Source organism: Streptomonospora sediminis (genome assembly GCF_054778995.1).
The window spans coordinates 13,215-30,298 of record NZ_BAAGYZ010000104.1 but is presented as its reverse complement, the minus strand read 5'-3'; the positions used below and the strand labels follow the sequence as shown (position 1 = coordinate 30,298).

The following is a 17,084-nucleotide window of genomic DNA, read 5'->3' as shown; positions in this document are numbered from 1 at the left end:
CCGACCGCCGTCGCAACCATGAAGCGGAGAGTTTTCCGGTTGTGCTAGTTTCGGAGCCTCCTCCGCTTATTGGTGAACCCACGTCGTTTCAGGAGCCGCGATCATGTCCACCACCGGCACCGCCGTGCCCCCGCGTCCGCGCCCGGGCGGAACCGCCCACCTGGGCGGGCGCCCGGTCTCCCGCATCGGATACGGCACAATGCAGCTTGAGCACACCGCCGACGAGTCCGCCCTTGCCGTGCTGCGCCGAGCCGTCGAGCTGGGCGTCGACCACCTCGACACCGCCGGGTTCTACGGCGCCGGCCGCGTCAACGCGCACATCCGCGCCGCCCTGCACCCCTACCCCGACCACCTGGTGCTGGCCACCAAGATCGGTGCCACCACCGACCCCGACGGCCCTCACGGACTGCGTCCGGCACAGCAACCCGCCCAGATGCGCGCCGAGGTGGAAACGAACCTGCGCGCGCTGGGCCTCGAACGCCTCGACGTGGTCAACTTCTATCCCATGGACGGCACGCCGGGTACCCCCGCCGACCAGCGGGTCGACTTCGACGACCAACTCGCCGAACTCATCGCCCTGCGCGACGCCGGACTGATCGCGGGCTTCGGGCTGAGTCACATCGACACCGGCCGGCTGCGCCGCGCCCTGCCCGCCGGTGTGGCCTGCGTGCAGAACGCCTACAGCCTCGCCGACCGCTCCGAGGAACCCGTGCTCGACATCTGCCGCGAGCACGGCATCGCCTGGGTGCCCTACTTCCCGCTCGGATCGGGGTTCGCGGACCTGCCCAAGGTCACCGACCGGCCGGCCGTGCAGGAGACGGCGGCGCGCCTGGGCGCGACGCCCGCCCAGGTCGGGCTGGCCTGGGTGCTCGCCCGGGGACCGCAATCACTGCTCATCCCCGGCACCCGCAGCATCGCCCACCTGGAGGAGAATCTCGCCGCCGGAGACGTCCTGCTCGACGACGCGGCCCTGCGCGCACTGGAGGCCTGAGCGGCGCAGGCGAGGGCGGGGAGGTGGTCGGCGAGGACCACCGCTCCGTGCCTACATCAACCGCCCGCTGAGCACACGATCGAGCGCCGCCCGGCCTGCGGGTCCCCAGGCCGGTTTGCCGCCCGGAAGGCCCCGGTCGCCGTTTCGGCCCATCAGCATGAGGAACAGGCTTTTCAGGGCGGCCAGCCCGCGGGCGCGCCGGATCGTGGCCTCGTCCACCTGCGTGTATTCGCCGAAGAAGCGTGCGGCGCCGCCCGCAGGAAGGACCACCCATGCGGCCGCGAGGTCCCACGCCGGGTCACCGGCGAACATGTCACCAAAGTCGATCACGCCCGCGAGCGTCCCGTCCGAGACGATGACGTTTGCGGGATGCAGGTCACCGTGCACCCATACCGGCGGGCCGCCCCACTCGGCGGCGGCAACGGCATCGTCCCAGACGGCGCGGACCCCGTCGGCGATGCCACCGGGGACAACGTCGTGGAAGAAGTGGTCGAAGCCGTCCGTGTACTGCCGGGGGTGAGCGCCGCGGTCCGATGCGGCCGGCGCCTCGGGGGGTGCCTCCACGTGGAGCGCTCTGAGGAAACCCGCCAACGCGTCGGCCGCGTGGTCGCCGCTGCTGATCGAGGCGCGGTCCAGTGGCTCGCCGGGAACCCACGTCACGATGGTCCAGGGCTTCGGGAAGCGCGCGGACGGTTCGCCGATCCGTACAGGGACCGGGACCGGGAGCGGTAGGCGCGGGGCCAGGACGGGCAGCCACCGGCGCTCCTTGCGTTGGAGGTCGGGGGCACGCTCCGTCCGCGGTATGCGCACGGCCAACCCGTCCCCAAGGCGCCACTGCCGGTTGTCCCATCCGCCCGCCACCTCGCGTATGGCCGGCCCTGCCAGGTCAGGGTGCTGCTCCTGAAGCAGGCCGTGGACCACCTCTGCGGTGATCTCGATCTCGGCGTCGGTCATATGACGCGACGGGCGGTTTCGTCGGGGGCGGCGTCGGCGACTCTGCGGACGAGGGTGTCGACGAGCTCGTCGGCGGTGGTGCTCCACTTGGCCGGGCCGAGGTGGCCGGTGAGCTCCATGCCCGCGATGCCGTGGGCGCCGGCCAGGAGCAGGGCGCCGTAGTGGGGTGCGTCCTGCTTCCCGATGAGGGCGGCGACGATGGCCAGGAACTCGTTCTGGAAGCGTTCGGCCGCCTGGACGGCTGCTGCTGGCCCGCCCGCCGCACCGCACAGCTGGTCGCGCACGCGGTCGGGCCCGTTCCGGTGTTGCCGGAAACGGTGTTCGCTGGGCCAGAACAGTATCTGGTAGAGGTGCGGCTGGTCGCGGCCGATGCCGACAAGGGCGCGTAGGGCACCGCTCAGCTGCTCGGCGGCCGACAGGGCCGGGTCGGTGCGCAGGGCATGTACGCGGTCGCCGATCCGCTCCCAGCCTTCGACCGCGATGCTGGCCAGCAGGCTGTTCTTGTCGGCGAAGTGCCGGTAGGGCGCTCCCCGTGTCACACCAGCCCGCGCACCCACCTCGCGCAGGGTGACGGCTTCGGGGCCGCCGGAATCCAGCAGCTCGGCGGCCGCGTCGAGCAGGGCGCGGCGGGTGAGGGCGGCGGATTCCGTGCGGGTGACCATGGCACCCATCATACAGTTGACATTGTCATCTGAAATGCTACCTTTGTTAAGGTGACAACGTCATCTGAAGTTCGGAAGCTCATCGTCGTAACCGGCGCCTCAACGGGCATGGGCGCCGCAACCGCCCGCGAACTGGCGCGCCGGGGATTCCACGTCCTGGCCGGGGTGCGGCGCGACCGCGACGCAGCGGCGCTGCGGTCGACCGGGATCGAACCGGTCATCCTCGACATCACCGAGTCGGCGCACGTGGAGGCGCTGGCCGCGCGGGTCTCCGACGACCCGCGCGCGCTGCACGCGCTCGTCAACAACGCCGGCATCCAGGTCAACGCCCCTGTCGAGGCAATGCCGCTCGCGGAGTGGCGGCGGGTTTTCGAGGTCAACCTGTTCGGCCACATCGCCGCCACTCAGGCGCTGCTGCCTGCGCTGCTGCGCAGCAAGGGCCGTGTGGTCAACATCAGCTCAATCGGCGGCACGGCCGCCATGGCCACCTACGGCGCCTACGCCGGCGCGAAGTTCGGCCTGGAGGCGGTCAGCGACTCGCTGCGCCGGGAGGTCGCGCCGCTGGGCGTGCAGGTGGTCGTGGTGCGGCCCGGCGGTGTCCGCACGGAGATCGCCGGCCGCGGTGCCGAGGAGGCGAACCGGCTGGCCGCCGGGATGACACCGGAGCAGCAGGAGCGCTACGGCGGCCTGGTCCAGGCGAACAATGCGCTGATGGCCTCGGGCACCGCTGCGGGCGTAAGCGCCGGCACCGCCGCCCGGATCATCGCCAAGGCCGCGACGGCACCCCGACCGCGCACCCGCTACACCATCGGCCGCGACGCCGCCCTGATCACCCGCCTGACCCGGATCCTGCCCGACCGCGCCCTCGACCGCATCCTCGCCGCCAACCTGCGCCGCCTCCGCCCCAAGGAGTCCGGGGCCGCGGCAAGCACGCCCGAACACCGCGCCGGCTAGGGCGGGCGACGGCGGCGGCATGCCGAGCCCGCCCGTTGGCGATCCGATGGTGCGCCCCCGGTGCACTGTATGGCGGCCGCGCGTCTAGGCGTGCTGCGCTGTGCCGTAGCGCAACCCGTCATAGAGGGTCGTGGCGATCAGATGCGCGTCGTCCTGCCACCCTTCAGCCCGCATCCCGCAGATGCCGCCGAGGGCGCGCAGGACGACGCGGCCGCTGATGCCGCTGCGGATGCGTCCTGCTGCAACACCTGCGGTGAGCAGCTCCTCCAGCGCCCGCTCCATCTCGGCGCGCGTGTCACCGAAGACCGGCGAATCGGTCGCCATGATGCTCTCCATCAGCTCGCCCATCCCTCTGCTCACCGCCGCGTGCTCGATGAGCAGCAGCAGGAAGGTGCGCAGGGCTTCGTCCGGCGGGTGCTCGGCGAGCAGCCGGGCTGGGGCCGCGCAGAGTTCGGCGACCTCCTGGCGGTACACCTCTGCGACAAGCACCTCGCGCGTTTCGAAGTGGCGGTAGAGGGTGCCCACGGCCACGCCGGCCCGCCGGGCGATCTCCTCGACATGGGCGTCGTCGTCGGCGAGGAATGCCTCCCGCGCAGCGGCCAGGAGCGCTTCGCGGTTGCGGCGGGCATCGGCGCGCAACGGACGTGGTGGGGGCAATGGTCCTCCATAAGGTGAGTCGGACTCCGTTTAGGTGTACAGTTTCCGGAGTCGGACTCACTTTAGTGGAGGAGTACACCCGTGACGATCGAACACGACGGGCTGGCCGGCCTGCGAGTGCTGGTGACCGGCGCAAGCCGGGGGCTGGGGCAGGCGACCGCCCGCCGCTTCGCCGCAGCCGGTGCCACCGTGCTGGCGGCTTCCCGAACCGCGCCCCCCGATGACCTGCCCGCTACCTTCATCCCCGCCGACCTGCGCTCCGAGGAGGGGGCGGCCGAACTCGGCCGGCGGGTGACCGACAGCGTCGGAGGCGTCGACGTCCTCGTCAACAACGCCGGAGCCACCGCCGGGCCCGTGGCGACCCTGGACCGCACGGACGCCTCCTGGCTCGCAGACCTGGAGATGAACCTGCTCAGCGCGGTCCGGCTCGACCGGGCGCTGGTTCCCGGAATGGTCGAGCGCGGCTCCGGCGCCGTGGTGCACGTCTCCTCCATTGCCGCGCGCCTTCCCCAGCCCGCCGAGGCGTCCTATGCCGCATCGAAGGCGGCGCTCAACGCCTACGCGAACTGGCCACCGCTGTAGGCGACCACGGCGTACGCGTGGTGTGCGTGCTGCCGGGCTTCGTCGTCACCGAAGGCGCGGCCGACCACCTCCGGCGGTTGGCCCACGACCAGGGTGTCAGCATCGGCGAAACCCAACAGCAGGTCGTCGACCACCTGCAGGTACCGATGGGGCGCCCAGGCGAACCCGAGGACGCCGCGGAGCTGATCGCGTTCCTGGCCTCCGACCGCGCCAAATGGCTCACCGGCGCGCAGTTCAGGGTCGACGGCGGCATCATCCCCACGGTCTGAAACCGGCCCCGCACACGAATCGAGGAGAGAGACCATGAACATCAGCCTGACGTCGCTCATCGTGGACGCCGCCGACCTGGAGAGCGAAAGCTCGTTCTGGCACCAACTGCTCGGCGGATCGGTCACCAGGACGGCGACGCACCATTTCCTGCAGGCCGAGGGCCTGCCCGTGATCGTGGTCCAGCACGCGCCGGGACAGGTGCCGCCGCAGTGGCCCGACGGGGCCTCCCAGCAGCTGCACTTCGACCTCGCCACGGACGACTCGGCGACCGCGGAGACGCGGGTGCTCGCCGCCGGCGGCCGACGCCTGCGGCCGGCCGGCGCCGCCACTGGTCAGGGCTCCCGGGTGTATGCCAGCCCGGCCGGACATCCCTTCTGCCTCCGCTCGACCTGATCCCCGCTGGTTCCCGGGCGCCCGACCGGCCCGACCGAGCAGGCTCGACCCGGGCGGGGCGGCCGGGTGCACCGCTCGGAGCTTGCCTTCGAGTCGGCTCGAAGGTCTACATTCGCCGGTATGACCGTGCTGCACGTCTCCGAACTGGCCGAACGCTCCGGCGTTCCGGCATCCACCCTGCGTTTCTACGAGCAGCAGGGCCTGCTGCGCGCGGACCGCTCGCCGGCCGGGTACCGCCTGTTCACCGAGGACACCGTCGACCGGCTCGCGTTCATCGCCACCGCCAAGCTGCTGGGGCTGGACCTGGGCGAAATCGCCCGCATCATGGCCGTACGGGACCAGGGCTCGTGCGCCCGGGTACGCGCCGACCTTCGCCCCCGGGTGGAAACGCGCATCGCCCAGGCCCGGGCCCGCAGCGCCGAGCTGGCGGCGTTCACCGCACGGCTGGAACAGGCACGCGCACACCTGCGCGGCCCCGATCCCGCCGGACCCTGCAGCCCCGCGTGCGCCAACCTGCACACACGCACCCCGGAGCGGCCGCCGGCGAAGGCGGCCGAAGCGGCCGCGCGCCGCCTGCTCCCCCTGATTTCCGCGGCCGGGGGCGGGCGCGCGGTCGCGTGCACCCTGGACGCCACCGCCCAGGACGAGCGCCTGCGGGAGTGGGAGCGGGTCCTGGACGGCGCCGACCGCACTCCCATCAAGGGCGGGCTGCGCCTGCACCTGTCCGGCGCGGCCGACACCGCCGAACTCGCGCGCCTGGTCGCGGCCGAACGGAGATGCTGCAACTTCATCGTCTTCGACCTGCACCTGGGCGAGCGCACCGTCCTGGAAGTGCGGGCGACCACCCACGCCCAAGACCTGCTCGCCGAGATCTTCGCCGGCCGGCCCTGACCGACCGTCCGATGCGGTCCGCGACGCATCCCGCCCCACCGGCGCTGACGGCGCCGGCCCTTCCACCTGGCCGCGGAACCTCCGGCAACCGCGAGCGCCGGGTTCCTCGCTCCTCCCTGGTGCGCCGTCCCGGCCCCGCCGGTGGATGTGCGCCAACGCGCCGGCGGTGCCCGCCGCCGGCTACATCGGGGCATTCGCCAGGCAGGCGCGGGCGAAGTCGGCGAAGGAGCGGGGCGGGCGGCCGGTCAGGCGCTGGACCGTGTCGGTGACGCGGTCCTCGCGGCCCGCGGCGATGGCGGTGTCCACACCGACGAGCGCCGCCGCGAACGACTCCGGCATGCCCGCGTCCAGGTTGCGCCGGACCAGCTCGGCCACCGGGGCCGGCACGTGGCGCACCGGCCGCCCCGTGGCCGCGGCGATGATCGCCGCCACCTGTGCATACCCCAGCGACTCGGGCCCGGTCAGCTCATACTCACCCGCCACCGCCTCCGGAGCCAGCAGCACCTCCGCCGCGACGGCCGCGACGTCGGCGGCGTCGATCCAACCGAGCCGCCCCGAGCCGGTCGCCGAGCGGATCTCGCCGCGTGCACGGATGCCCGCAGCCACCGGGTGCACCCCGGTGAAGTTCTGCATGAACCCCGCCGGACGCAGCAGCGCCCACTCCGGAAACGACCGCACGGCCGCATCCAGTCCGGCGGCGCCGGACCCATCACCCAGTACCGCCAGTGAGCCCAGCAGCACCACCCGCCGCACCCCGGCCGCCCGCGCCTCCGCCAGGAACGGCCCGACCATCGCCAACGGGTCCAACGTCAGCGGCGGCGGCACCAGGTACACGGCCGCCGCGCCGGCGAGCGCCCGGGCATGGGTGGCGGGGTCGGCCCAGTCGAAGGGCACGCCGCCGGGGCCGGGCGTGCGTGCGGCCACGCGCACGTCCGCACCGCGGACCCGCAGCGTCTCGGTGAGGAGGCGGCCGGTGTTGCCGGTGCCTCCGGTGACCAGGATCGTCATGTGTCCAACTCTTTCCGCAGTGTTTGCAGGCCGCCGGCAGCACGCGCGGCCTGAACCGGGCTCCAGTAGTCGCGGTACTCGGTGATCGCGCCGTCCTGCACCGTGATCACGGCTATGTAGTCCATCCGGTAGGGGGCGCCCGTGCGCACCGTTCGACCTTCGGTACTGAACTCGGCGACGATGGTTTCGGGTGTCCCCGCAGTGCGGTGCACCTGCACCGCGGGGACACCCGAGACGTCGTACACGCCGGGATATCCGGCCAGGTAGCCGCGGACCGCCTCCCGACCGCTCAACCGGGTGGGCGCCCCGGCCTCGGCGAACGGGAACACGGCCGCGCCCTCCGGCGCCCACAGCCCGGCGACGCCGTCCATGTCCTTGGCCACCAGCAGTTCCAGCATCCGCCGGAACACCTCCTCGGGTGATCGCTCCATGCCCGCCTCCGCTGTTGGGGCCCTCTTGCGGTCGGCCCGTCCCCGAACACGTTGGCGGGTCGGCCCGCGCGGGGGAACGGCCGCGTTGTCCCCGGACCAGTGGTCCGTGGCTCGCCGGGCACGCGCGTGGCAGGCTGAGTGCGTGGACAAGCGAGAACTCGGCGGATTCCTGCGCGCCCGCCGCGAGGCGCTGGGCCCGGCCGACGCCGGACTGGCCGAGACCGCGGGCGGGCGCGCGCGGCGCACTCCCGGGCTGCGGCGCGAGGAGGTCGCCGACCTCGCCGGGGTTTCGGTGAACTACTACGAACGGCTGGAACAGGCCCGGGCGCCGCGGCCGTCACCACAGGTCATCGACGCGATCGGGCGGGCCCTGCGGTTGTCGGAGGGGGAGCGGGCGCACCTGTCCCGGCTCGCCGGGCACGGGCCGTCGGCGCGCTGGGGCCCGGCCGAGCAGGTTCCGCCGGGGGTGCTCGCGCTACTGGAGCGGCTCGGCCCGGTCGCCGCCTACGTCTGCAACGCCCGCCATGACATCGTCGCCTGGAACGACCTGGCGGCCGCACTGATAACGGACTTCGGCGCGCTGGAACCGGCCCAACGCAACGTACTGCGGTTGGCCATGCGCCTGGGCCCCGCGGTGTGCTCGGCGCATCCGGAGGCGGCGGGCGGATTCGAGGCGCAGGTGGCCGCGCAGTCGCGCACAGAGCTGACCCGCCGCCCCGACGACGCCGCACTGCGGCGGCTGGTCGGCGAGTTCGCCGAGCAGGCGCCGGGGTTCGCGGCGGCCTGGCGGCGGAACGACGTCCGACCGCGCGCAACGCTGCGCAAACGCGTCGACCACAGCGAACTCGGCGTGCTCGACCTCGACTGCCAGACCCTGACCGTGCCGGGCGGGGACCTGCGGGTGATCATGCTCAGCGCGGAGCCGGGCACCCTCGACCACGACAAACTCACCCGCCTCCAGCTCCGCCGCGCGGTCGGCGAACCCTCGGCGCGCCCGTAGGCGGGGGCAGCCTGCCGCGGCTGCGCTCGGACGGCCGGAGAGCCGCACCGGCGCCGGTGCCGCGGCAGGCTGCGGGGTTGCGCGGCGGCCTCCGGCCGGGCGCTGCAGGGCTGTGGCCGCTTTCTCCGGAACCCCGTTCCAGAGCGGACGGCCCCGCCCGCACCGCGGGCACCGTCCGCGGAGACGGGCAACGGGCAGGTGGGCCTGCCCGCCGCCCGCGGGGACGCCATCACCAGGCGCGGCCGCCGGCGATCTCCTGGCCGGGGCGGTGGATCCCGAACGTCCACTCGCGTTCCTCGGGGTCGCGGACCCGGCAGGCGTAGTTGCCCCATTCGGTCCAGGCCGGCTCCCATACGGGCGTTGCGCCGGCCGCCAGGGCATCGGCCCAGACCGCGTCGACCGCCGCCGTGTCGGCGACGGCGATATAGGTGCAGATACCGACCGTGGCGCCGCGCGGGGCCGGGTGGTCGTAGTCGGCCCCGGCCTCGTCGAAGACGATCACGGCGGCGGCGCCGCGCCGGAGTTCGGCGTGGGCGACCGAGCCGTCGCCGGCCTCGAACCGCATGGTGTTGGTGAATCCCAGCGCCCGTTCCAGCCAGTCGATGGCCGCGGCGGCGTCGCGGTAACCGAGCATGGTGTGCAGGCTCAGGACGGTGGCGTCGCCGCCGGTTTCGGTGCTGCCGTTTTCGTTCTCACTCATGGGCGCAGTCTCGCGCCGGCTCCGGTCAGCCGCCGTCCTCTTCTCGGGCCGGCCCGGCGGCGGGGCCATCGGGGCATCGGCCGCGGTCAGGCGCAGCAGTGCTCGGACCGCTTCATGCCGCGGCCGGCCGCAGCGGCAGCGCGGCCACCACCTCATAGCCTCCGCCCGCGCGAGGCCCTGCGCGCACGGAGCCGTCGTAGGCCGCCACGCGCTCGCGCATGCCCTGCAGACCGTGGCCGGCTCCATTGGCTGCGGAGGCTGCGCCGCGGCCATCGTCGACGACCCGTACTTCCAGGATGCTGTCGCCGTAGTGAAGCTGCACGCGGGCGCGGCTCACCGCCGGCCCGGCGTGCTTGAGCGTATTGGTCAACGCCTCCTGCACCACCCGGTAGACGGCGAGTTCGACCCCGGCCGGCAGTTGCCGCTCCACGCCCCCCACGGTTAGCGCCACCGGCAGCCCTGCGCGGCGCATCTGGTCGATCAACCGGTCGAGCTGCTGCACACCGGGCCGCGGCGCGTACCCGTCTTCCTGCGCTCCGTCGCGCAGCACACCGAGGATCCCGCGCATTTCGGCCAGCGCGGACCGTCCCGTCTCGGAGACGGTCTCCAGCGCGCCTTTGGCCCGCGCCGGGTCGGTGTCGATCGCGAATGCGGCACCGTCGGCCTGCACGACCATCACGCTCAGGTTGTGGGCCACCACGTCGTGCATTTCGCGGGCGATGCGCGCCCGCTCCTCGGCGATCGCCGCCTGGGCGCGGGCATCGCGCTCGCGTTCCAGCCACTCCGCACGCTCTTCCAAGCCGCGGAGATAGCTGCGGCGGACATTGGCATAGAGGCCGGTAACCGAGCAGAGCATGATGAGGAACGTGTATGTGGCGAACGCGTTCCAGTCGCTCCAGCCGGCGTAGGGGGACTGCACCAGCATGAGCACCAATCCGAGTTCGACCGTTGCCGAGGCGGCCAGTGCCCACACGAACCGGCAGTGCGCCGCCACCGTGTACAGGGCGACGATGACGGCAAAATCCGCCCAGGTCGGGGACGAGCCGAAGACCAACTTCAGCAGGGCTACCGCGGCGACGACCGCGAATACACTCAGCGGGAATCTGCGCCGCAGTACCAGCGGCAGCAGCAGCGCGGGGGTGGCGACGGCGGTGCCGATGGAGGCGGGAAGCGCGAGCACGTACAGCAGCAGAAAGGGCGCCGTCCAGGCAGCATCGACCAATGTTGCATTCCGCCGCAGCCACCCTTGGATTCGGCCGAACATTCACTCAGTCTAGGATTCCCGATCCGGGAATTCCGGCGAATGCGCAAGGGTGGCCGGGAACGTTTCGCCGGCAGTCCGACCGCTATAGGGCCCCGTTGGGGCGGGGAGCCATCCGGGATCCGGACGCACGTCTGGCCATCCGGCGCAGCACCATGGGGGCGATCGCGAATCCGAGGACCGCCCATGCCCCCAGGGCACCGGCCATCTCCAGGTACCGCCAGGACCCGCCGATCTCGGCGTTGGCCGCCGCGTCCGGCAGTATCGCCGCACGCATTCCCAGACCGATCCAGTAGAGCGGCAACGCTTGGCCGATCCACTGCAGCCACTGGGGCAGGGCCGTCAGCGGGTAGACCAGTCCGGATATGGCCACCAGGCCCATGAACAGCAGCGTGACGAAGCGGAAGTTGCGCGGGTTGGTGAACAGTGAGCCGAAGATCGCCCCGAACGGCAGTGTGGCGGACATGCCCAGCGCCAGTACGCCGACCAGCATGAGCCACCGCGTCGGGGAGCCCAGATCGAGGCCGTCGAACAGGAATCCGGCCGGGATGAGAGCGAGGAGGAGGGTGGCGATACACATTCCCGATTGGCTCGCCACTTTGCCGATGAGGTAGCCCAGCACTCCGTTCGGTGTCACCTTGGCGCGTAGCAGCGTGCCGTCGTCGCGCTCCATGATGAGCATGATGGCCAGGCCGATCATCCCGGTGAGCATGAGGTTCATCGCTAGGAGTCCGGGGATCGCCCACGTGCCGATGGCGATCTCGCCTCCCAAGACCGTGCTGTCGGCCAGGAAATGCAGCACGGTGAGCGCGATGATCGGGAAGATCAGGTAATTGAGCATCTGGCCGGCGTTGTGCCGGAGCTCGATCCGCCCGCGGGACAGCCCTGCGCGGATGGCGGTTACGCGGGAGTCCACCTACCCGCCTCCTTCCGGGTGCTCGGCTCTGCGGTGTGCCGCCCGGATTCGAACTCGCGCACCATGCTCAGATAGGCGTCCTCCAGGCGCGGCCGCCGAACCTCCAGGTCGCCGATCGCCGCGCCGTGTTGCGCGAACAGTTCGTGCACGAAACCGGTGGCGTCCTCGACCGCATGCGCGTACTGCTCGCCGCCGCGGGTGAACCGGACCTCGGCCCTGCCCTGGATCTGCGCGGCGAGTTGGGCGGGGGTGCCGTCGGCCACGATCGCCCCGCCCAGGAGGATCAGGATCCGGTGGGCGAGTTTCTCGGCTTCATCCAGATCGTGGGTGGTCAGCACGATCGTGGTGTCCTCCAGGTCCGACAGTTGTGCCACCAGCTCGTGGAACTCCTGCCGGGCCTCGGGGTCGAAACCGACGGTCGGCTCGTCCAAGAACAGCAGTTCGGGCCGGCCCACGAGGCCGATGGCCACATCCAGGCGGCGCCGCTGCCCGCCGGAAATTTTTGTGAGCGCAGTGTTCGCCTTTGCGGCCAGTCCGACCCGGGCCAGCAACTCGTCCGGGTCGTAGGGCCGGGGACGGTGCGGTGTGCCAAAGGGAACGTAGTAGCGGCCGAGGTGTTCGAGTAGTTCGCGTACGCGCCACTGGCGGTGGTCGCGCCAGGACTGCAGCACGACGCCTATCCGTGCGCGCCAGGCCTCGCCTCCGCCGCCCGGGTCGGTTCCCAGGACACGCACGCGGCCGGCGGAACGTTTCCGGAGTCCTTCCAGGATCTCGATGGTGGTGGTCTTGCCCGCGCCGTTCGGGCCGAGCAGGCAGGCCACCTCGCCCTGGCGTATGCGCAGGTCCACCCCGTGCAGCACCTCGGTGGAGCCGTACCGCATGCGCAGCCCGTCGGTCTCGATGACCGGCTCCGTATCAGGTGGGTCCGGCTCGCGGGATACGTTGGTGAAAACGGCTTTCGAGGAAGTTGTGTCCTGCGGTGCCCGGTTACTGCTCGTTGCCCGTGCCATTTATCGAACAAGGCCCCTCGGTGCAGTGGTGCTGTATCGGTAAAGCCGCGGCTGCGGCACAGGCGTGTCCGCTTTCCAGCGGCGCGGCCCTCCGGCGTGTGCCGCGGCAGCAAACCGCTTCGGACGGCGCTGTTCCGGCGGAGGACTTGTTGTGGGACGGCGGTCGCGCCCCACAACAAGCAGGTCCGGCGCCGACCGGCGATCGCCTATCGGCCCACCCCGAGGAGTGGAACCGCCGATCATCGCCTGAAACGGCGGCTGCTCCTGGTTCGTTCAGGGTGTGTTCGCAAACGGGCCGGCACCGGGACCTTGTCATGCATTCCGCTCACTCCTTTGAATGGTCCAGGAACGGAAGGATCTGTTCATCGTGCGGCCCGAGGAATTCACCGGTCTGGTCGGTGAATTCGCCCAACTCGGTGACGGCCGGAGCCTCGTACGCGTCAGCGCCCATCTGGCACCTCCTTTCCTATTCGAGAGGAAACCCCCGCGGTCGAGGGGTGGTCAAGACCGGTCGGCCAAAGGCCAGCCGTCTTCGATCTGCCCGCCGATACCGGCGCCGGTCTGGTCGGTGAATTCGCCCAACTCGGTGACGGCCGGAGCCTCGTACGCGTCAGTACCCATTTGACACCTCCTTTCCTATTCGAGAGGAAACCCCCGCGGTCAAGGGGGCCGGCTAATCCCGGCTGGTGTAAGGAATGAAGCCTTCGTAACTAAAGCCGAGACCGGCGCCGGTCTGGTCGGCGAAGTCGCCCAACTCGGTGACGGCCGGAGCCTCGTACGCGCCAGTACCCATTTGATACCTCCTTCCCAACTCAGGGGAACAAGGGTGGCCGGTGGCGGCCCCCGTCACCGGCCACCCGGGTCAGGGCATTCTTTCGAATCGTAGAACGGAAGAATACACTCCGGGTAAATACTACCGATAAATTCTCCCGTTTCCACTGCAAATTCCCCCAGCTCCGTGACTTCTGGGGATTCGTAAACGCCCGTACGCATATCACACCTCCTTTCTCCCTAGGTTTCCCGCGGCACGATTCCCGCCGCGGGCGCCTGCGGCGGCCGCCTTTCCACTCGGCGGGACGGTGAAGAAGGTGCGGTAGCAGGAGCTGTCCAGCGGCTCGCCCACCATCCGGTCCTCGGCCTCGATCCAGGCATGGGCGGCGAAGGGAGGTGCGGCGACCACCCCGACGCACCAGGTCGGCCAGGTGCCGCGCAAGCGGCACAGCAGCGCCACCGAGACGGAGCGGACAAGGCAGGCCGAACGTCCGCGGCACCGCGGGCTCACGGTGAGGATCTGGTCGCGGGCCAGCTTGGCCTCGGTATGGCACGCCGGCCGCGCGCCTGCGGCCAGACGGGCGAGCGATCGGCGCATCCGCCGGGGCGGTATGCGGCGGCTGAGAACCGCCGCCGCAGGCACGATCACGCCGATGAGCAGCCTGCCGACCAGACCGGGCCGCACCGGGGTCTCCGGGAGCATTTCGCTCATTGCACCACCTTGAGGTCGCGCAGGCGGGTGAGTAGCGCCTCGGCGTCCGCCAGTGCCCTGCTGCGGTCGATGCCGAACTCCGCCGCGAGCCGTTCGGCCGCCTGCTCGGCACCGCCGCCGTGCTCGACGGTGTCCAGGATCAGGGCCGCGGTCGGGTTTGCATGCCAGTAGAACCCGCTGGCCTCGTCGAGGATCACGTCGCCGTAGTCGGTGCGCACCCGCGAGATCCCGTCGCGGATGGAGTAAGCCGCCATTACCGGCCCCTTTCTGCATCGGTCCGGGCTTTGCCGAACGCGGCCACCTGGTTGCGCAGGAACATCGCCGTGTTGATGGCTTCGAAGACATGAGGCGGCGGCGCGGCCTTGGGATCGGGCCGGGTCGTCTCGGCCAGCTTGTCCATGTCGACCAGTCCCCGGTCCGTCAGGCCCGATTCGTCGTAGAGCGCGCGGAGCTCCCCGTGGTGGGCGGCGAACCCTCTTACGGCCTGGGGCGACCCGCCGACCTTTGTGGTGCGGCGCAGGGATTCCTCCGGCAGCAGACCGCGCATCGCGGCTTTCATCAGGGGTTTCCACTCGGCGGGGGAATCGCGCTCTTCGCGCCGCACGGCCAGGACCGCCTCGGCGACGCGGTCGTCGAGCAGCGGGCTGTCATGAACGACACCGGCGGCGGGGCCGACCTGGCCGAGTCCGCGCGCGCTGCGTGCTCCCTCACGCAGCATGAACAGTTCCACGTGCGCCCCGCGGTCGGCACCTAGGGGAGCGGCGGCGCCGGCGACCTCGCGGAGTTTCGCGGCCACCACATGGCGGCCGTCGGCCGACAACCACGGCGGTAGTCGCGTGGGAGGAGACCAGTCGCTGATCCGCGGGAAATCGGGCGAGTCCGTACTCAGCCCGGTGGTGACGGCCCGGTACAGCCACGTGCGGTAGGTGCCGCCTTCCAGGAGTTGGCGCACTGTGGTGCCGATGCGGTGGCCGTCGGCGGCGTGGGCTTCGCGTGCCCGGCGCCAGGCCAGCAGCGGACGCTTGCGGAACAGCGCGTGCTCCCAGGGGTCCAGCCGGCTCATCAGATGGTCTCCACCGATGCCGGTCAACTGGATGGCGACGCCCCGGCGTGCGCTGTCGCGGAGGCCGTGCAGGACCCGGGGTGCCGCCATCGCGGCTTGGGAGGGTTCTTCGAACCGGGCGTGCACGTCGAGCAGCCCGCCGAAGAAGTCGGGCATGTCGTCGGTCGATCCCACGACGTGCTCGTGGACCCCCGGCATGCTCGGCAGCGCGCAGCGTGCCCAGTCAAGGTCCTGGCGCCCGCCCGGGTCGTTGTTGTACATGGTCCTGGCGAGGACACCGGTGGGGCCGGTGGCGGCGAAGTAGCACAGGGGAGTGGAATCCATCCCGCCGGAGAGGTCGCAGGCGACCGGCCTGCCCGATGCGGTCCGGGCACCGACCGCCGCTTCGAGCGCGTCGCGCAGCCGTTCGGCGCCCTGTGCCCGCGACAGCCGCGGCTCAGGGCGGCGCCACCACGTGCCGAGGTTGTAGGCGCGGCCCCCGCGGTCCACGGTGACGTAATCGCCGGGACCGACCGGCTGGAGCCCGCTCCACAGCGGGACCTCCGCGAGCGGGTGGGGCAGTGGCGGCCGCATCAGCCGCAGCGCCAGCGCCGTGCGGTCGATCGGCAACCCGCCGAGTTCGGCCAGGACGTCGGCCCGGTCGCAGACCACCCGCACACCGTCGATGAGCGCGTGGTAGACCCGGTGCACTCCTATGGCGGACCCCTGGGCGTAGACCAGGCCGCCGAGCGAGCCGACGACGCAGAAACTGCCGGCGAACCGCGCGGATATCCCGGTGGCATCGCCCACCGACCGGAGCCCGTCGCTGATGCGGCCGAGCCGGCCGGTATCGGGTTCCGCCGAACCGATCAGCGCCAGGCGGTTGGGGCCCGCGCCGTGGACCGCCACCTGTGCGTGGGGCAGGCAACCGATCAGCCACGGGCGTCCCGACGGATGGTTTGCGGCGACTTCGCAAGAGGGCATGACCCGATCGGCGATCGGCCCGGCAGCGTCGTTGTCGGGAAGCGCCAGGAAGAACCACGCCCCGGATCCGGACGTCAGACGCATGATCGGCTCCGCGCATGCCGGCGCCCGGAGCGTAGGGATCCCCGGGTCTCCAACCTCTCCTCCATGGCACCTGCACCCCTGTTTCCTTGCGGCCGCACCGTTCCGGTAACACGGTCCCGGTAGGGATCCGGTCGTACGCACCCGCCGTCCGCCTTTTCCCGTTTCCTTTTGCAAAGGAAAAGCGGGGCAGGGCACTGTGGCCTCGTACGCACCGGGAAGAGCCGGCCGGGCACTGGCCGCAAGAGCGGCAGACCGGAATTTACGCGAAAGTGTCCGGACGCGTTGCTGCCGATCGGGCATGTCTCGTGATCAAAGAACGACGGGTTATCCGTTGCAACCGAATGTAACCACCCCGACCCCCGGTTTCAAGGACGAATTCAAGCCCCAATGGAACCGATCACCCGCACCGCAACGGCCGGCGACCCGGTTGGCCTGCCGTTACAGGCTTTATGGAATCCACTCCGGCACCCCTGTCCGGGTCCGGCCAATGCTGTTGAATTTCTTGCCCTCCCTTAACCGGCAATGCGGCCACAGCATAATTCCGACATAATTCAAAAACGGTCGAGATGCACAATTGCGGGATTTCGTGCCATTTTCGTCAAACTACCGCAAACCACTGCGCACCCGTTATTCCGGGTGGGATCGGAAGGGGTCCTACGCCAGCCTGCGGGCAATGGCGCGATCCGCGGCGCCGTCCGAACGGTCCGCCGTACAACGGCCCCGACCGCGCGTGCCCCTTGCGCCACGCCCCGTACGACCTGCAGGCGAGATGGGTATCCGCGTCATCCCCGAGAATGACCGCGAACATCAT

20 protein-coding genes and 1 pseudogene are annotated in these 17,084 nt (G+C 71.1%); 6 read left to right on the top strand and 15 right to left on the bottom strand.

Translation table 11 applies throughout. The features are described from left to right. The first annotated feature begins 103 nt into the window (after positions 1-103). The gene (locus ACYVD5_RS20395; protein WP_461002697.1) at positions 104-991 is read left to right on the top strand and encodes an aldo/keto reductase; all 888 of its coding nucleotides are present in this window, start codon (positions 104-106) and stop codon (positions 989-991) included. A gap of 51 nt (positions 992-1,042) precedes the next feature. Here the strand turns inward: ACYVD5_RS20395 and ACYVD5_RS20390 are convergent, their stop codons facing one another. Both ACYVD5_RS20390 and ACYVD5_RS20385 read right to left on the bottom strand, forming a co-directional pair. After that, a complete protein-coding gene (locus ACYVD5_RS20390; protein WP_461002696.1) occupies positions 1,043-1,945 on the bottom strand; it encodes an aminoglycoside phosphotransferase family protein in 903 nt (300 codons plus the stop codon). Then, a complete protein-coding gene (locus ACYVD5_RS20385) occupies positions 1,942-2,607 on the bottom strand; it encodes a TetR/AcrR family transcriptional regulator (RefSeq protein WP_461002695.1) in 666 nt (221 codons plus the stop codon). Before ACYVD5_RS20385 ends, ACYVD5_RS20390 begins: the two co-directional genes overlap by 4 nt. A 51-nt stretch (positions 2,608-2,658) precedes the next feature. Here ACYVD5_RS20385 and ACYVD5_RS20380 point away from each other — a divergent pair, with 51 nt between their 5' ends. Continuing rightward, complete coding sequence (locus tag ACYVD5_RS20380; protein ID WP_461002694.1) at positions 2,659-3,561, top strand: SDR family NAD(P)-dependent oxidoreductase; 903 nt, start codon at positions 2,659-2,661, stop codon at positions 3,559-3,561. A gap of 84 nt (positions 3,562-3,645) precedes the next feature. Here ACYVD5_RS20380 and ACYVD5_RS20375 read toward each other — a convergent pair whose 3' ends face one another. Then, the gene (locus ACYVD5_RS20375) at positions 3,646-4,218 is read right to left on the bottom strand and encodes a TetR/AcrR family transcriptional regulator (RefSeq protein WP_461002693.1); all 573 of its coding nucleotides are present in this window, start codon (positions 4,216-4,218) and stop codon (positions 3,646-3,648) included. An 81-nt stretch (positions 4,219-4,299) separates the two neighbouring features. On the opposite strand from ACYVD5_RS20375, the pseudogene ACYVD5_RS20370 reads away from it, so the two are divergent. The 3 genes and pseudogenes from ACYVD5_RS20370 (at position 4,300) to ACYVD5_RS20360 (ending at position 6,354) form a co-directional block, all read left to right on the top strand. Then, positions 4,300-5,069: pseudogene (locus ACYVD5_RS20370) on the top strand (oxidoreductase). A 34-nt stretch (positions 5,070-5,103) separates the two neighbouring features. Beyond that, a complete protein-coding gene (locus ACYVD5_RS20365; RefSeq protein WP_461002692.1) occupies positions 5,104-5,463 on the top strand; it encodes a VOC family protein in 360 nt (119 codons plus the stop codon). Between the two features lie 120 nt (positions 5,464-5,583). Continuing rightward, complete coding sequence (locus tag ACYVD5_RS20360; RefSeq protein ID WP_461002691.1) at positions 5,584-6,354, top strand: MerR family transcriptional regulator; 771 nt, start codon at positions 5,584-5,586, stop codon at positions 6,352-6,354. Positions 6,355-6,534: 180 nt separating this feature from the next. Here ACYVD5_RS20360 and ACYVD5_RS20355 read toward each other — a convergent pair whose 3' ends face one another. Further along, entirely contained in the window at positions 6,535-7,362 is an 828-nt protein-coding gene (locus ACYVD5_RS20355; protein WP_461002690.1) for an NmrA family NAD(P)-binding protein, read from the bottom strand. Continuing rightward, complete coding sequence (locus ACYVD5_RS20350; protein WP_461002689.1) at positions 7,359-7,793, bottom strand: nuclear transport factor 2 family protein; 435 nt, start codon at positions 7,791-7,793, stop codon at positions 7,359-7,361. The genes ACYVD5_RS20355 and ACYVD5_RS20350 overlap by 4 nt, the downstream gene beginning before the upstream one ends. Positions 7,794-7,935: 142 nt before the next feature. Here ACYVD5_RS20350 and ACYVD5_RS20345 point away from each other — a divergent pair, with 142 nt between their 5' ends. Beyond that, positions 7,936-8,793: a helix-turn-helix transcriptional regulator gene (locus tag ACYVD5_RS20345; protein WP_461002688.1), complete on the top strand. Its 858-nt coding sequence runs from the start codon at positions 7,936-7,938 to the stop codon at positions 8,791-8,793. Positions 8,794-9,022: 229 nt separating this feature from the next. On the opposite strand, the gene ACYVD5_RS20340 is transcribed toward ACYVD5_RS20345, so the two are convergent. From ACYVD5_RS20340 to ACYVD5_RS20295, 10 genes are all read right to left on the bottom strand, one after another. Next, entirely contained in the window at positions 9,023-9,493 is a 471-nt protein-coding gene (locus ACYVD5_RS20340) for a VOC family protein (protein WP_461002687.1), read from the bottom strand. Positions 9,494-9,605: 112 nt separating this feature from the next. Next, positions 9,606-10,757: a sensor histidine kinase gene (locus ACYVD5_RS20335; protein WP_461002686.1), complete on the bottom strand. Its 1,152-nt coding sequence runs from the start codon at positions 10,755-10,757 to the stop codon at positions 9,606-9,608. Between the two features lie 82 nt (positions 10,758-10,839). Beyond that, positions 10,840-11,670: an ABC transporter permease gene (locus ACYVD5_RS20330; protein ID WP_461002685.1), complete on the bottom strand. Its 831-nt coding sequence runs from the start codon at positions 11,668-11,670 to the stop codon at positions 10,840-10,842. Further along, on the bottom strand, positions 11,655-12,551 hold the full coding sequence (locus ACYVD5_RS20325) for an ABC transporter ATP-binding protein (protein ID WP_461002810.1): 897 nt from the start codon (positions 12,549-12,551) through the stop codon (positions 11,655-11,657). The genes ACYVD5_RS20330 and ACYVD5_RS20325 overlap by 16 nt, the downstream gene beginning before the upstream one ends. Positions 12,552-13,005: 454 nt before the next feature. Beyond that, complete coding sequence (locus ACYVD5_RS20320; protein ID WP_461002684.1) at positions 13,006-13,131, bottom strand: lasso RiPP family leader peptide-containing protein; 126 nt, start codon at positions 13,129-13,131, stop codon at positions 13,006-13,008. Positions 13,132-13,181: 50 nt separating this feature from the next. Then, the gene (locus ACYVD5_RS20315) at positions 13,182-13,301 is read right to left on the bottom strand and encodes a lasso RiPP family leader peptide-containing protein (RefSeq protein ID WP_461002683.1); all 120 of its coding nucleotides are present in this window, start codon (positions 13,299-13,301) and stop codon (positions 13,182-13,184) included. 52 nt (positions 13,302-13,353) lie between these two features. Beyond that, positions 13,354-13,473 (bottom strand): lasso RiPP family leader peptide-containing protein, encoded by a 120-nt coding sequence (locus tag ACYVD5_RS20310; RefSeq protein ID WP_461002682.1) that lies wholly within the window; start codon positions 13,471-13,473, stop codon positions 13,354-13,356. A gap of 201 nt (positions 13,474-13,674) precedes the next feature. After that, positions 13,675-14,163, bottom strand: a complete 489-nt coding sequence (locus ACYVD5_RS20305; protein ID WP_461002681.1) for a lasso peptide biosynthesis B2 protein — start codon at positions 14,161-14,163, stop codon at positions 13,675-13,677. Next, positions 14,160-14,417, bottom strand: coding sequence for a lasso peptide biosynthesis PqqD family chaperone (locus ACYVD5_RS20300; RefSeq protein ID WP_461002680.1), 258 nt, complete (start codon positions 14,415-14,417; stop codon positions 14,160-14,162). Before ACYVD5_RS20300 ends, ACYVD5_RS20305 begins: the two co-directional genes overlap by 4 nt. Continuing rightward, on the bottom strand, positions 14,417-16,273 hold the full coding sequence (locus ACYVD5_RS20295) for an asparagine synthase-related protein (protein ID WP_461002679.1): 1,857 nt from the start codon (positions 16,271-16,273) through the stop codon (positions 14,417-14,419). The genes ACYVD5_RS20300 and ACYVD5_RS20295 overlap by 1 nt, the downstream gene beginning before the upstream one ends. Positions 16,274-17,084 lie beyond the last annotated feature (811 nt).

What these genes read in the sequence shown, in the direction of transcription:
- ACYVD5_RS20395 (WP_461002697.1), top strand. Translation starts at nt 104, where the DNA reads ATGTCCACCACCGGCACCGCCGTGCCCCCGCGTCCGCGCCCGGGCGGA.
- ACYVD5_RS20390 (WP_461002696.1), bottom strand. Translation starts at nt 1,945, where the DNA reads ATGACCGACGCCGAGATCGAGATCACCGCAGAGGTGGTCCACGGCCTG.
- ACYVD5_RS20385 (WP_461002695.1), bottom strand. Translation starts at nt 2,607, where the DNA reads ATGGTCACCCGCACGGAATCCGCCGCCCTCACCCGCCGCGCCCTGCTC.
- ACYVD5_RS20365 (WP_461002692.1), top strand. Translation starts at nt 5,104, where the DNA reads ATGAACATCAGCCTGACGTCGCTCATCGTGGACGCCGCCGACCTGGAG.
- ACYVD5_RS20360 (WP_461002691.1), top strand. Translation starts at nt 5,584, where the DNA reads ATGACCGTGCTGCACGTCTCCGAACTGGCCGAACGCTCCGGCGTTCCG.
- ACYVD5_RS20355 (WP_461002690.1), bottom strand. Translation starts at nt 7,362, where the DNA reads ATGACGATCCTGGTCACCGGAGGCACCGGCAACACCGGCCGCCTCCTC.
- ACYVD5_RS20350 (WP_461002689.1), bottom strand. Translation starts at nt 7,793, where the DNA reads ATGGAGCGATCACCCGAGGAGGTGTTCCGGCGGATGCTGGAACTGCTG.
- ACYVD5_RS20340 (WP_461002687.1), bottom strand. Translation starts at nt 9,493, where the DNA reads ATGAGTGAGAACGAAAACGGCAGCACCGAAACCGGCGGCGACGCCACC.
- ACYVD5_RS20335 (WP_461002686.1), bottom strand. Translation starts at nt 10,757, where the DNA reads ATGTTCGGCCGAATCCAAGGGTGGCTGCGGCGGAATGCAACATTGGTC.
- ACYVD5_RS20325 (WP_461002810.1), bottom strand. Translation starts at nt 12,551, where the DNA reads ATGCGGTACGGCTCCACCGAGGTGCTGCACGGGGTGGACCTGCGCATA.
- ACYVD5_RS20320 (WP_461002684.1), bottom strand. Translation starts at nt 13,131, where the DNA reads ATGGGCGCTGACGCGTACGAGGCTCCGGCCGTCACCGAGTTGGGCGAA.
- ACYVD5_RS20315 (WP_461002683.1), bottom strand. Translation starts at nt 13,301, where the DNA reads ATGGGTACTGACGCGTACGAGGCTCCGGCCGTCACCGAGTTGGGCGAA.
- ACYVD5_RS20310 (WP_461002682.1), bottom strand. Translation starts at nt 13,473, where the DNA reads ATGGGTACTGGCGCGTACGAGGCTCCGGCCGTCACCGAGTTGGGCGAC.
- ACYVD5_RS20305 (WP_461002681.1), bottom strand. Translation starts at nt 14,163, where the DNA reads ATGAGCGAAATGCTCCCGGAGACCCCGGTGCGGCCCGGTCTGGTCGGC.
- ACYVD5_RS20300 (WP_461002680.1), bottom strand. Translation starts at nt 14,417, where the DNA reads ATGGCGGCTTACTCCATCCGCGACGGGATCTCGCGGGTGCGCACCGAC.
- ACYVD5_RS20295 (WP_461002679.1), bottom strand. Translation starts at nt 16,273, where the DNA reads ATGCGTCTGACGTCCGGATCCGGGGCGTGGTTCTTCCTGGCGCTTCCC.